This is a genomic window from Aliidiomarina sp. B3213, from assembly GCF_003290085.1.
Taxonomy (GTDB): Bacteria; Pseudomonadota; Gammaproteobacteria; order Enterobacterales; family Alteromonadaceae; genus Aliidiomarina.
In genome coordinates, this window is the sequence record NZ_QMKJ01000001.1 from 33,866 (window position 1) to 47,673 (window position 13,808).

Annotated in this window: 12 protein-coding genes; 7 read left to right on the top strand and 5 right to left on the bottom strand. The window is 45.7% G+C overall.

The genetic code is table 11. The features are described 5' to 3' along the window. Nucleotides 1-18: 18 nt before the first annotated feature. The gene (locus DQX04_RS00200) at nucleotides 19-1,551 is read left to right on the top strand and encodes a leucyl aminopeptidase family protein (protein WP_111913791.1); all 1,533 of its coding nucleotides are present in this window, start codon (nucleotides 19-21) and stop codon (nucleotides 1,549-1,551) included. A gap of 81 nt (nucleotides 1,552-1,632) precedes the next feature. Here DQX04_RS00200 and DQX04_RS00205 read toward each other — a convergent pair whose 3' ends face one another. The 3 genes from DQX04_RS00205 to DQX04_RS00215 all read right to left on the bottom strand — a co-directional run bounded on the left by DQX04_RS00205 (nucleotide 1,633) and on the right by DQX04_RS00215 (nucleotide 5,157). Then, nucleotides 1,633-2,028, bottom strand: a complete 396-nt coding sequence (locus DQX04_RS00205; RefSeq protein ID WP_111913792.1) for an acyl-CoA thioesterase — start codon at nucleotides 2,026-2,028, stop codon at nucleotides 1,633-1,635. A gap of 48 nt (nucleotides 2,029-2,076) precedes the next feature. Continuing rightward, entirely contained in the window at nucleotides 2,077-2,796 is a 720-nt protein-coding gene (gene deoD / locus DQX04_RS00210) for a purine-nucleoside phosphorylase (protein WP_111913793.1), read from the bottom strand. A 150-nt stretch (nucleotides 2,797-2,946) separates the two neighbouring features. Then, nucleotides 2,947-5,157 (bottom strand): TonB-dependent receptor, encoded by a 2,211-nt coding sequence (locus tag DQX04_RS00215; protein WP_111913794.1) that lies wholly within the window; start codon nucleotides 5,155-5,157, stop codon nucleotides 2,947-2,949. A gap of 130 nt (nucleotides 5,158-5,287) precedes the next feature. On the opposite strand from DQX04_RS00215, the gene DQX04_RS00220 reads away from it, so the two are divergent. Beyond that, nucleotides 5,288-6,982: a M28 family metallopeptidase gene (locus DQX04_RS00220; RefSeq protein ID WP_207801064.1), complete on the top strand. Its 1,695-nt coding sequence runs from the start codon at nucleotides 5,288-5,290 to the stop codon at nucleotides 6,980-6,982. An 11-nt stretch (nucleotides 6,983-6,993) separates the two neighbouring features. Continuing rightward, nucleotides 6,994-7,410, top strand: a complete 417-nt coding sequence (locus DQX04_RS00225; RefSeq protein ID WP_111913795.1) for an HIT domain-containing protein — start codon at nucleotides 6,994-6,996, stop codon at nucleotides 7,408-7,410. Here the strand turns inward: DQX04_RS00225 and fldB are convergent. Continuing rightward, nucleotides 7,407-7,931 carry a flavodoxin FldB gene (fldB, locus tag DQX04_RS00230; protein WP_111913796.1) on the bottom strand — a complete coding sequence of 175 codons (525 nt, stop codon included), beginning with the start codon at nucleotides 7,929-7,931 and terminating at the stop codon, nucleotides 7,407-7,409. The genes DQX04_RS00225 and fldB overlap by 4 nt on opposite strands. A 135-nt stretch (nucleotides 7,932-8,066) precedes the next feature. On the opposite strand from fldB, the gene DQX04_RS00235 reads away from it, so the two are divergent. Further along, nucleotides 8,067-8,357: a YfcL family protein gene (locus DQX04_RS00235; protein ID WP_111913797.1), complete on the top strand. Its 291-nt coding sequence runs from the start codon at nucleotides 8,067-8,069 to the stop codon at nucleotides 8,355-8,357. 1 nt (nucleotide 8,358) lies between these two features. On the opposite strand, the gene mnmD is transcribed toward DQX04_RS00235, so the two are convergent. Beyond that, entirely contained in the window at nucleotides 8,359-10,182 is a 1,824-nt protein-coding gene (gene mnmD / locus DQX04_RS00240; RefSeq protein ID WP_111913798.1) for a tRNA (5-methylaminomethyl-2-thiouridine)(34)-methyltransferase MnmD, read from the bottom strand. Nucleotides 10,183-10,307: 125 nt separating this feature from the next. On the opposite strand from mnmD, the gene fabB reads away from it, so the two are divergent. Genes fabB through DQX04_RS00255 form a run of 3 tightly spaced genes read left to right on the top strand, consistent with a single transcriptional unit; the run spans nucleotide 10,308 to nucleotide 13,764 of the window. Beyond that, entirely contained in the window at nucleotides 10,308-11,522 is a 1,215-nt protein-coding gene (gene fabB / locus DQX04_RS00245; RefSeq protein WP_111913799.1) for a beta-ketoacyl-ACP synthase I, read from the top strand. Between the two features lie 46 nt (nucleotides 11,523-11,568). Next, complete coding sequence (locus tag DQX04_RS00250; protein WP_111913800.1) at nucleotides 11,569-12,702, top strand: 4-phosphoerythronate dehydrogenase; 1,134 nt, start codon at nucleotides 11,569-11,571, stop codon at nucleotides 12,700-12,702. Nucleotides 12,703-12,747: 45 nt separating this feature from the next. Further along, nucleotides 12,748-13,764 (top strand): aspartate-semialdehyde dehydrogenase, encoded by a 1,017-nt coding sequence (locus tag DQX04_RS00255; RefSeq protein WP_111913801.1) that lies wholly within the window; start codon nucleotides 12,748-12,750, stop codon nucleotides 13,762-13,764. The last annotated feature ends 44 nt before the right edge of the window (nucleotides 13,765-13,808 follow it).

Sequence of the window (13,808 nt, forward strand, 5' to 3'; positions counted from 1 at the left end):
AAAAGTAAGAGGTGATTAATGGCTTTAGCAGCACCGGAAGTTTTAACATTTGAAGCATTGGAAGGTGGCGACTGGGACGCCCTTATCGTTATCGGTCCAAACTTTTCTGAATTGGACAGTGACTATCAAGCAGCAATACAGAATGCGAAAATGTTTGACGCATCGGTTGGCGAGACTTTGTCAGTACTTTCCTGTGAAGTAGCTCCGGGGAATCGTTTGTTACTCGCGCCTACAGGACCATTAGACCGCGACTATGACGACGTAAGACGTTTTTACGACGCCGCGCGCGAAGCTGTCGCTCGTGTTGCAGCATCTGGTGCGAAAAAGCCAGCACTTATGGTTACTGCGGTACCTACTGGCGCGCTATGGAACAAGGCATTAGCCTCTGCATACTTTGGTTTTAACCAAGGTAATTACGAGTCATTAGAAGCCAGAGAACATCATGGCGATGACGTAGAACCTTTTGCAACCGTTGGTGTTGTGGGCAATGTTGACCCCAGCTTCGTAAAATCAATTGAAGCAGGGCGTCGGGTTGCAAGAGACATTTGTGGAACCGAGCCAGAGCGTATGTCTCCGAAGCGTGCGGCGGAATATTGCCAAGAAGCTTTCGCTGGAACGTCTGTTTCTGTGCAAGTTATTGACGACCGTATGCAACTGGAGCATGAATATCCGTTGCTTTGTGCGGTTGCTAGAGCTTCGTTTGAAGTGGAAAAGCAGCTACCTGCTGTTGTCCGTTTGGAGTTTGAAGGCGAAGGACCTATCGAAGAGTCTATTTTCCTTGTGGGTAAGGGGATTACCTACGATACGGGAGGTGCTGACCTGAAAACTGGTGGCCACATGGCAGGTATGAGCCGTGACAAAGGTGGTGCTGCGGCCGTTGCTGGTTTTGTGAAAGCATTAGCTGGGTTGAATCCTAAGGGCGTGAAAGTAGTTGCTGAACTGGCGTTTGTGCGCAACAACATCGACAACTTTGCATTCGTAGCGGACGAAATTATTACCGGACGCTCGGGAGTTCGCGTGCGTATTGGTAATACCGATGCTGAAGGGCGTTTAGTTATGGCTGATCCTTTGGCGAAGTTAACTGAGGAAGCGGTGTCTGCTACCAACCCTTCTTTGTACACTATCGCAACCCTTACAGGCCACGCAGCTCTAGCAAAAGGACCTTATGCGGCTTTAGTGCCTAATAAGCCTGCAATGTCTAAGGGATATGTGCAGCGTATTTTAGACGCAGGCGAAAGCTGGGGTGACGGCGTTGAACTTTCGCCAAGTCGTCGTGAAGACTTCGACTTTATTCGCGGCCGCACGAAGGCAGATGATGTATTGTCGTCGAACAATGGACCTTCTGCGACTACTGTGCGCGGACACCAGTTCCCCATGGCATTCTTAGTCGCTGTAGCTGGCTTAGACAAACATGGTCAGAATAGCGATACACCTTTGCCATATACACACATAGATATCGCAGGTAGTGGTGTTGAAGGTGGTAACTGGCAACATGGTAAGCCTTCTGCTTCCCCTGTTATTGCATTGGCGGGAGCTTTCTTGGATAAGTAACAAGCAAGCAACCGAATAAAGAAAACCCAGCAACATGCTGGGTTTTTTGTTTCTAGATTGGTCTTTATTCAAGATCTGAAGTTAAGGCAACTCGAATTTCATTTCATCGAGCTGTTCTTTTGTTTTGCCGTGTGGCAGCGGTTTACGGGTTTCACTGTCGATATGAACGAAAACAATGTCGTCGGCGGTACAAATATTTTGTTTGGTTCCTTTGTTGCGTACGACACAAGTTACGCTAATGGAACTGTTGCCTACGTGCTTAATGGCTAGCCCAAACTCTACTACGTCACCTTGAAAAGCTGAGGCTTCAAAAGTAATCGCGCCGATGTGCTTGGTCACTAAGCTTTTTGCTTCTAATTGGCAAGATGCAAAAATGTAAGCTTCTTCGTCTATCCACTCTAAAATACGTCCACCGAACAATGAGCCGGCAAAATTCAGGTCGTTAGGCATTACGAGGCGTCGAGAAAGAAAACGCATAATTGGAAAGTTCCTTACCTTTGAATGTTATGAATAAGATAACTCGACTTAAGAATCTTGCCAAGTAACCGCAGCATGAAGTGCAAGTGTAATCATGTCATTAAGACTGGATTCGCGAGCGTGCGAAGATAGACTTTCACTAGTCAGCATGGAGTCGGTTACCGTAAGCAACGCTGCGGCTGACTTATCTAGGCATTTTGCGATATTAAAAAGAGCGAATGATTCCATTTCGACAGCTACGAGGCTTTTTTCCTTAACGCATGCGGGAATATGTTCATTAAGTCGGTAGAACACGTCGCTACTGTGAATAGCGCCCTGGTCGAGGTTAATGTTAAGTGCCTTAGACTTCTGCAATATATGCTGTAATAACCCATGTGAGGGAAATAATGTGTCGCTCATTTCTCCACTTTGTACGCGAGCAAATGATGACTCTGAAAAAGCTTCTGTAGCTAAGAGTACTTGACCGATATTTAATGCTTCGCTGTAACTGCCGCAGCTACCAATACGAATAATAGTGTCGACGCCATAAAAATTGTAGAGCTCGTAAGCGTATATACCCATGCTCGGCATACCCATACCGCTTGCCATTACAGAAACGCGATGCCCCTGAAACGTGCCTGTGTAGCCAAGTACATTTCGTACTGAATTAAATTGAGTGGCGTTTTCTAAATAATGTTCGGCAATGTATTTGGCACGAAGGGGATCGCCGGGCATCAGAACGCATTTCGCGATGTCGCCTATGTTAGCTTCAATATGAGGGGTAGCCATCTAACTTCACTCTTCTTAAAACGATGTTTAGATACTATATCGGTTTCCTCGGAGGTATTTAAAATAAAACCATCAAAGCAACATAAAAAAATGCCGTAAGTGCACACTTACGGCATTTAAGGGAGAACTTCGATTTGTTACTCGACCGGTTTAAAAGTGAGCGCGAATTCCGATACCCACGTTTCGTCCGGGTAATGGCGCGTCCTCTTTAATGAAAGAGCTATGCACAAAACCTAGTTCGTCAGTAAGGTTTTCAACTTTCAAGTAAACCGAGAAGTCTTGGTTTGCGAAACGTCCTGGGTAGTAATTCATTCGCACGTTCACCAGAGAAAATCCTTCGGTTGCCTCTTCGTTAATACCTACCTTGTCTTGTTCGTTGTAGCGAGTCACGCTTAAAGACGTGTCCCAATTAGGCTGTAAATATTTAAGCGTAGCGCCAACGCGTTGTGCTGGAATACGCGGAATATTGCCACCGTTTACGAACTTAGCGCGGGTGTAGTCGGTAAATGCATCTACGTGCCAATTCGTACTGAGTTGGTAATGACCCGAAATCTCGTAACCATATAGTCGCGCGTCTTGTTGCTGGTAAACATAGACAGGAAGTTCACCGTGAGCATGTTCTTCTTCGTGCGCTTCGCCTTCATGTTCTTCGTGAGCATGTTCGTCAAATTGAGCTGAAGACACACCTGAGTTTTGTTGATAGATAAAGTTTTCTATTTCATTCCAAAACACATTTGCTTCAACGTGGAAGCGATCACCTTGGTAATGCAATCCAAGGTCGATGTTCTGTGAGTTCTCGGTGGCTAGCGCATTGCTGCGTCGCTCAATATGATAAACCTCTTCTCCCTCGTGCTCTTCGTGGGCACCTTCTTCTTCGTGGTGAGCTTCATGCAGCTCATAAACACCACCTAATTCGTAGGTTCCTGTAGCAAGGTGTGCGCCGTCAGAGAACAGTTCATTCGCTTGTGGTGCGCGCTCGCTGTAGCTTGAGTTAAATGCCAAGCTCAAATTTTCATTTACACTGTAACGTGCGCCTAACGAGAAACTCATAGGTGTGTATTCGAGCGTATTGAACTCTTCAGTTTCTAGAGAAACTTCTTCATAACGAGCACCGGCTTCTACAGTAAGCGCTCCAAATTGCTTCTCTACAAGCCAGAACAAACCAGCTAGGTCTGTGTCTGATGTTGGCGTATAAGCTTCTTCACCATTCGAGCTATATTCACGTTGCTCGAATTGTGCTCCGAATGCACCCGTCCAACCCATAACAGCGGTATGCGTTGCTGAAACTCTTAGTTCAGATTGCTCGACAGCAAAACCAGAAGCCACTAATTCTTCTTCAATTTCGTTATGAGACAATTCTGAGTAACCAAAATTAATGTCTAAGCGCTGAATACCTGACATTGGCTCCACAAATGAACTCAGCAGTTGATAACGGTCTTGCTTGAATAGAGCGTAAACACCTTCTTCCTCGTGTTCTTCATGCTCATCGTGAGCGCCTTCTTCTTCATGTGCATGTTCGTCTTCATGCCCATGCGAGTGACCCGGAATTCCGTAGGTACGGTCTAAACGGCCTACAGAAAAGCCAATGAAGCCGCCGTTGAAAAGGTAGCTTGAGCCAATGGTATAACCCTCATCTTCCGTATAGCTGTTTTCTATATGGTCGGTTACTTCACCTTCGTCATTCGTGAACTCTGGCACGCTGTAGTTATCTGCATCACGCTTGAATGCGTCAAGGTGGAAGGCAAAGTCTCCAGAACGGGCATTAAATTCGCCACTCACAAGCTTTTCGTCGCTTACGTCGTTATATTGCACACCATATTCGCCTGAAACGCCTTGCTCTAGAAAACGTGGAACGCGGTTATCAACGACATTTACGACACCGCCGCTTGCGCCGCTACCGAAAAGCAAGGTAGAAGGACCTCGGAAAATTTCGACTTGTTGTGCAGTACTTGTTTCTGTTGATACGGCATGATCTGGCCCGCCGCGAGAAATGTCTGCGACGTCTAAGCCGTTTTGTAGGATGCGTACGCGAGGACCGCCTAGTCCACGAATAATAGGGCTGCTAGAAACAGGACTAAAATAACTGGCTTGAACCCCTACGATACTTCTAAGAGTTTCACCTAAGGTAGCCGCTTGTGACTGACGTAATTCGTCTTGGCTCATCACATAAATGGGTTGAGCGCTGTCGACGGCTGATTTTTGCAATGGTGACGCTGTAACAACGATACGTTCGTAGTCATGATCGTGCTCGTCGGCAACGTCGTTTTCTTGAGTATTTTGCGCCATGGCTGAAACAGCTACGCTAGAAAACGCTAAAGCAGTAATAACCTGTTTTGCGATGAAGGACTTCTTAAACTTCATGGTGATAACCCTTACTTGTATTTAATGTAATAATATAACATTACATTCATCGGCGGTTTTGATCAACCCCAAATGTGGCGTCTGCGACCAGAAGTCGATAAACTGCGCTGACTATAAAAAAGGAGTAATCATGAAAAACTATTTAGGGCGAAAGTCTGCGCTAAGTGCTCTGGCAGGTATGGCGCTTGTATTGGTTGGATGTGGCGAATCCCAGCAAGAAACAGACATAGAAGCAAATGCTCAAGCCATTCAGTCTCATCTGGAATTTTTAGCGAGTGATTTATTAGAAGGCCGCGATACGGGTTCGCAAGAGCACGAAATTGCCTCTGCTTATATTGCTGCAGAATTTCAGCAAATGGGTCTAGAGCCAGCCGGTACCGAAGGTTTCTACCAACGCGTGCCTCTAAGAACTGCTCGTATTACTCCTGACAGTCAAAAATTTACCATTCATCAAAGTAGCGGTGAAAACGTAGAACTTGTTTACCCAAGAGACTTCCTTATGGGGCCAAGCGTTTTTGAGAATGAATCTACGGTAACGGCTCCATTAGTATTCGTAGGTTACGGAATGGTGTCTGATAAGTTCGATATCAACGACTACGCAAACTTGGATGTTGAAGGCGCTATTGTGGTTATGCTTTCAGGTCTTCCGGATGGACTTCCTAGTGAAGAAGCTGCGCATCTAAACAGTATTAAAACGCAACTTGCTGTTGAGCGCGGAGCTGTGGGTATTGTAAGCATTCACACGCCGAAGCGCGCGGAAACACGCCCTTATGAGCGCATGATTTTTTACGCAAACGCACCGCGCGTGCGCTGGGTCGCTCCTAATGGCGAGCCACAAAATGCTTACCCTGAAATTAAAGGTGCTGCGACCATAAATTACGAAGTTGCCGATGCGTTATTCTCGGAAGTTGCTTTGCAGCCAGAGCAAATTTGGCAGCAAATGGACGAGGGCGAGCGTCCGGTAGGTATGCCGCTTGGTTTAACGGTTACGCTTGAGAAATCTTCAACCTATGAAGATATGGACAGTCCAAACGTTATTGCGATGCTACCTGGCAGCGATCCAGAGCTTAAAGACGAATATATTATTTATACTGCTCACTCTGACCATATCGGTCCGGTACGCAGTGTAGAAGGCCCAGAAGAGTTCAATAATGGCGCGATGGACAATGCCTCTGGTGTTTCTATTATGCTAGAAACTGCACGCATGTTTTCTGACTTAGCTGCTTCTGGACAGCGTCCTAAACGTTCTATTTTGTTCGCCGCGGTAACTGCCGAAGAGCGTGGGTTGCTTGGTGCGGACTACTTCGCGAATAACCCAACAGTACCGATTGAAAACATTGTTGCGAACGTAAACCTAGACATGCCGGTGTTACTGTATACATTTGCAGATGTTGTTGCGTTTGGTGCTAATCATTCTTCATTGAATAGTGCGGTGTCTACTGCTGCAGAGAAGTTCTCGATTACTAGTAGCCCAGACCCAATGCCGGAAGAAGCTTTGTTTACTCGCTCAGATCATTACACGCTTGTGAAGCAGGGTATTCCTTCTGTATTTCTAATGACTGGATTTAATTCTCAGGTAGAAGGTGAAGATGCTGGCGCTATTTGGCATCAGTTCTTGCGTGAACAGTACCACCGCCCAACCGACGAGGTTAGCACTTTAACTGAAGTTTACGGTGGTATTCGTTACGGTGCTGCAGCAACGTTCACCAATATTAATTTCGAGATTGGAAAAACTGTTGCGAATGCACAAGAGCGTCCAACTTGGAATGAAGACAGCTATTTTGGTCAGGTGTTTGCTGGCGACGAAAATAGTATTCGTCATTAAGGGTTAAGTTCATGTCTTGGCAATTGAACGCTCAATTAGAAAAAGACACAGTGACAGTGGGAGATTTCCCACTGTCGCGTGTTCTGATCATGAACGACGCTCAGTACCCTTGGGTAATTCTTGTACCTCGAGTAGAGGGTGTAACAGAAGCTTATGAGTTACAGGCGATGGAACAGCAACAGTTGTTGCAAGAGTCGTCGTTACTGAGCATGTGGTTAATGCGCCACTTTAATGGGGATAAGCTAAACGTAGCTGCATTAGGCAATGTGGTGTCGCAACTGCATGTACATCACGTTGTGAGGTTTAAGTCAGACCCTGCTTGGCCCGCGCCAGTATGGGGAAAACTACCTGCTCAACCCTATACTACCGAAACGGTTGAAGCGTTCGCTCAACAACTAGCGAAAGAGTTAAAATTGCAGGCTGTTTAGCTGCCTGCAATTTCCTCTAAAACCTGCGTACACCAAGTAGCTATTCTCTCATCTGAAAGGTCGTATTGGCTGTCTTCGTCTAATGCTAGACCGACAAATTGCTTCCGATCAGGGGTAAGCGCTTTAGATGCTATGAATTCGTAACCTTCATTGGGCCAATAACCAATTCTTTTTAAGCCCGGTTGCTGCACCGCGTCATGAAGCATACCCACAGCGTCTTGGAACCACTCGGCATAACCTTCCTGATCGCCCATGCCGTATATGGCTAGGGTTTTACCTTGAAGATTTAAAGAGCTCGCTTCTTCCCAGTGACTTTCCCAGTCGTCTTGCAGTTCACCGAAGTCCCAAGTGGATATGCCGAAAATGAGTATTTCGTAGTTTTGCGTTTCACTAAGCGGCACGTCTTTTATATTGTGAATTTCAACAATATCTGCCCCGATAAAGTCACGAATTTTCTCCGCAGCTATTTCGGTATAGCAAGTGGACGAGCCATAAAATAGTCCGATTTTAAATTCACTCATAAAACTTCAACGACACTGATATATGGGTTTGAAATAAAGTGTAATTGTATCAAAGGTTAGAAATAAGTTCTCGGTCGAAATTGAGGTCTAGGGGCGATATAATCATTCCTTAAGTTGTTTAAATAGGCTAATTCAATGAGCAAAAGCATTACCGAAGTTGCAGACCAACTTGAAGTAGAATTCGACCGTATGATTGTAGATGGAAGCGACGATGAACTATTCGCTAGTGGGTACTTGCGTGGTCATATTGACTTGGTTGCTGCTCAGTTGCTCATGGCTGGAGAACAGGACGTGGATAAGTTTTGGGATGAGGTAGACCAGAGCTTACAAAGCAACGCAAAAGAACTTGCTGAGCACGATTGGGAGTTAGTGAAAAAGCTACTGAACAGAATTAGAAAAACGGTTGAGCACCCTGCGTTAAAATAAACTAGCGACGCTCGAACCGATTTATCGATACTCTTTGTTGAATGCGCAGACCAAATGGAGCTGGTTTGCCTAAAATTTCACTAGCGAGCGCTTCGGCTAGAATCGGAGCGCTAGTGAACCCTCGAGATCCTAACCCTGAAAATATTCCCACTTTGCCATTGTTAGTGAATCCAACAATTGGAAGGTGATCAGGCGTGGTGGCACGAACCGAAGCGCGGCAGGATTTAATGTCTGAGGCTTGATATTGTTCGCCGCTCATCTGGTTAAATTGTTCAATATTTTCCAGATTATCTTGGTCTTTAACTTCTGCTTCCGACGTGCTTTTATCGAACGTTGCGCCAACACAGAACGTGCCATTATGCGGAGGAGTTGCATAGGACTTCTCGCATACAACGTGTTCTGCCAATTCTGTTAAACGACTTGGTGTGCCTTTCCATTGTAGTTGCGTAACTTGCCCGCGAACAGGTCGAATTGGCAAAAAGCTATGCTGTGGAATTTGATGGTGTGCGGTGCAAAAGATAATGCGTTCCGCAGACACTGGTTCTTGTTGTGAATTTAGGCTTATAACCACGCCTCTTCCGTGGCTATGTACCTGAGTTACTTTACTCTGTTCTATGACTTTGGTTTGCAGCTGTTGATGTGCTCGGTAATCATGTGTATCGCGAATCATACTGCTAACCAGCTGTTCCGGTTTTGCCCAACCTGCACGGGGTATTTCGATGCCTAATGGACTAGGCGACAGTACTGGTGGGTGATTCTTGTAAAGTGCGAGTAGTTTTTGCTGACGTTCCCGGTCTGCTGGCGTGCGATGTTTTAGATGTACTCCAGACCAAAATATAGCTTGCTCTTGCAAAGGTTGATAGAAACGCTGGGCATAGAGAAATGCATGAAGGTAAAATTCACTAAAGGTGTTCCATTGCGCTTGCAAAGGCGGATAAATCGCAGCTTGTGGGTTGCCAGATGCTCCGTCAGCTAACACATCGTAAATATGAGTAATTTTACCTGGGTAAGTTTTAAGGGCGTATAACAATGTCGCCGCGGCTATCCCGCCACCCACAATTACTATGTGAGGGCTATGCGGGGTATTCGCTGTACCAAGCGTTAGCTTTCTGCCTATTAGCATTTCCCTCTTATTACCAAAACCTTTCACTTTACTGACCTGTAACCCCGCGGCCTTTAAACCTCTTCGCACATGACCTGTTGCAGTAAAGGTTGAAAATGTACCGGATGCTTTGAGCGTATTAAATACGCCCATGTATAGACTCGATTGCCACATATCAGGGTTTTTTGATGGTGCGAAACCGTCTAAAAACCAAGCGTCTACGCAATTATAATTATTGCTTTGCCAGTCGGGTAAAGTATCTGAGATATCTCCGAAGTAAAGATCGAGAGTGATTTGAGGGTGAATCTGAATTCGATGCAGTCCCGCAAAAGGAAGAGGATATTGTGCTAAAAGTGAATCGGCTAGAGCTTGAAGCTCTGGAAACTGTTTTGTTATCTCAGGGAGAATTTTTGCGAGCTGCTCTGGGGCGATGGGGTATTTCTCAAAGCTCACGAAATGCAGCTGGCAGTCGCTACTTGCCTGCTGCAAAAAGGAGTGGGCACACAAATAAAAGTTAAGGCCCGTACCAAATCCTGTTTCAGCGACACACCAGTTTTTTTGCCGTGACCAGCGAGAAGGGAAATCATTTTGCTCAAGAAATACGTATTTGCTCTCGGCGATACCTTCACTACGAGAGAAATAAACGTCGCCGTGGCGCGTTGACTCTGGGTTGTATTGCTCATCAATGTGCAGATCTGCATATTGAACTTGTGGCGCAGCCATTAGATAAAGACCCTAATAAAAACGACTTTGGTAATGGTCAGCAAAGCAGACCACTTTAATGATGGATTCTAGTTTGCTTGTTGACGCGATATGATACGCACAAATCTATAAATAGGACAGACACAATGAAACGAGCAGTGATAACCGGGATGGGTATTGTTTCTAGTATTGGTAACAACTCAGACGAGGTTCTTGACGCTTTAAAACATGGCCGTTCAGGCATTACCCGTTCAGAAAGCTTTGCTGAAATGGGACTGCGTTGCCAAGTATGGGGCGACCTTAAAATTGACGTAAGCGAACATATCGACCGAAAAGCATTGCGGTTTATGGGTGACGCAGCGGCATATGCATATATTTCTTTAGAGCAAGCGATAGCAGACGCAGGATTAACCGACGAAGAAGTTTCTAACGAACGAACTGGTTTAGTGGTTGGTTCTGGTGGCGCTTCTGGAGAACATCAAGTTGCAGCTGCCGACACGCTTCGGGAAAAAGGTGTTAAACGTGTAGGTCCATACATGGTGCCGCGCTGCATGGCTTCTACCACGTCAGCGTGCTTGGCTACTCCGAAAAAAATTAAAGGAGTGAATTACTCGATTAGTTCAGCCTGTGCTACGAGTGCGCACTGTATTGGACATGCCGTAGAGCTTATTCAGCTGGGTAAACAGGATCGTGTATTCGCCGGTGGCGGTGAAGAGTTGCATTGGACGTTGGGTATGGAGTTCGACGCAATGGGCGCACTAAGCACGAAGTACAATGAAGACCCAAGCAAGGCGTCTAGAACTTATGATGCAAATCGTGATGGCTTTGTACCTTCTGGTGGCGGCGGCATGTTAGTGATTGAAGAGTTAGAAACAGCTCTGGCACGCGGTGCAACTATCTATGCGGAAATTATCGGTTATGGTGCTACGTCAGACGGCTTCGATATGGTTGCCCCTTCTGGTGAAGGTGCTGTGCGCTGCATGAAGATGGCGATGGCTAACGTTGAAGGTGAAATAGATTACCTCAACACCCATGGAACAAGTACTCCTGTTGGTGACGTAAAAGAACTTGAAGCAATTCGCGAAGTTTTCGGTGACAACACGCCTGCGATTAGTGCGACTAAAGCTATGACGGGTCACGCACTAGGAGCTGCCGGTGTACACGAAGCTATTTTCTCACTGTTGATGATGAGAGACGGTTTCATTGCACCTTCAATCAACATTGAAACATTAGATGAAAAGGCACAAGGTATGAATATTGTTCGTGAGCCTCGCGAGCAACATTTGAACGTTGTAATGTCGAATAGTTTCGGTTTTGGCGGAACGAACGCTTCTTTAGTGTTTAAACGCTTCGAGAAATAATCATTTCTGATACACTGCGCACAGGCTTTCCAAATAACCTGTGCGCATGAATTTTTTAGTCCACGAAAACTTACCTCAACTCCCGGAACTTTTGGCATCTCAAGGTGATGTCGAAGTATTCTCAGGAAGACAACCTTTAGCACACCAATTACGCCAAGCAGACGTGATTTTTTTGCGCTCTATAACTCGAGTCGATGAGTCACTATTAGATTTAGCTGCTCATGTGAAGCTGATTGGTACGGGAACCATAGGCACTGATCACGTTAATATTGAAGCATGTAAAGCGCGGGGTATTTCTTTTGTAAGTACGCCAGGAGCGAATGCGGTATCTGTTGGTGAGTATGTACTTGCGGCAACACTTCATGTGGCCAGTAAGCACTCCTTGACCTTAGAGGGAAAGAAAGCACTCGTAGTGGGTGCCGGCCATACCGGAACCCAAGCAGGGCGCAGACTAGAAGCATTGGGTTTAGAGGTTTACTACATTGATCCTGCCCCGGTAATTGAAGATTCTACAAAAACGTTTGTGAGTTGGGATTTTTTGGAGCATGCAGATGTTATAAGCATTCATGTGCCGTTGGTCAAAGATGAACCAAATCCTACATTTCATTTAATGGCTCAAGCTGAATTAGAGCGCGTTAAAAAGAACGCCATCTTAATTAATGCGAGCCGCGGTGCAACGATAGACAATCGTGCATTACTTGCCCATCTTCGAAGCAACTCAAACGCCTTTCATTTAGTTTTAGATGTTTGGGAAGGTGAGCCTCACGTGCTAGAGGAGTTAGTGGATTTCACCGAGATAGCGACGCCGCATATTGCTGGACATAGTTTAGAGGGTAAGCTTAGAGCAAGTTTACAGCTATACCATTCTCTATGTAGTTATTTTCCTGAGCAATTTTCCGAACGTAGCTGGCAAAACATAGCGCCGCCTGTCACCACGACCGATTATCAATGGTCTAGAATTCCCGAACTTAACGGGCTAAAAAATATCGTATCTAGTGTCTACAATATTGAACTAGACGACTGGCACTTTAGAAAAGAAGGTTTAACAGCGAGTGGTTTTGACGCGCTCCGACAAAATTACCCTATTCGTCGCGAATTGTCGTCGCTTCGTATTCAAGCGAAAAAAGCAATAGCCGCTCAAGTTGAAGCATTAGGTTTTGGGGTAGAGCTTGGCGAATAACGCCAGTAAAATACACCGATTGAATTATATGAATTAGAGGAAAACATGGCGTTAGAACTAAATGTAGCTGTTCTTGGAGCAACGGGACTTGTAGGCAAGCAAATGATTGAGTGCTTGGCAGAACGTAAGTTTCCTGTGCGTAACTTCTATCCGTTAGCGAGCAGTCGCTCGGCGGGTAAAGAAGTTGAGTTCTCTGGTGAAACGTATGAAGTTATTGACGCCGATACTTTCGACTGGAGCCAAGTTGATATTGCGTTCTTTTCTGCCGGAGGAAGTATTTCCGCGAAATATGCTCCGCTGGCGGCAGACGAAGGGTGCGTGGTCATCGACAACACTAGCCATTTTCGTTATGAACCGGACATCCCTCTTGTTGTTCCAGAGGTCAATGGTGCTGCGTTAGCTGACTTTAGGAACCGTAACATTATTGCCAACCCTAACTGTTCCACAATACAGATGCTGGTTGCGTTGAAACCTATACATGACAAGTTTGGAATTGATCGAATCAACGTTGCAACGTATCAGTCGGTTTCCGGTGCTGGCGCTTCTGGTGTCGAAGAGCTTGCCCAGCAAACAGCAGCGCTATTGAATGCAAAACCTGTTGAGCATGAAGCATTTGCACGCCAAATTGCGTTCAATTGTATTCCTCAGATTGACGTGTTTTTAGATAACGATTACACCAAAGAAGAAATGAAAATGGTGTGGGAAACTCAGAAAATCTTGGGCGATCCAGATGTTCGAGTAAACGCAACTGCGGTTAGAGTTCCTGTATTCTTCGGTCATGCTGAAGCAATTCATTTAGAAACCGTACAGCCTACTGATGTTCAAGCGATTAAAGACGCGTTAGCTGATGCGCAAGGTGTTGTTTTGATGGATAGTCGAGAAGACTTCCCTACACAAGTGAGTAACGCCGCCGGCCGCGATGAGGTGTTCGTGGGGCGCGTTCGACAAGACATTACACACCCGCAAGGCTTTAACTTATGGGTTGTGGCTGACAACGTACGCAAAGGCGCTGCAACAAATAGTGTTCAAATTGCAGAGTATTTGATAGAAAACTATTGGTAAGTATCGGTTTTCTGTTAGCTTTATATAAAGGTTAACGGCGCACT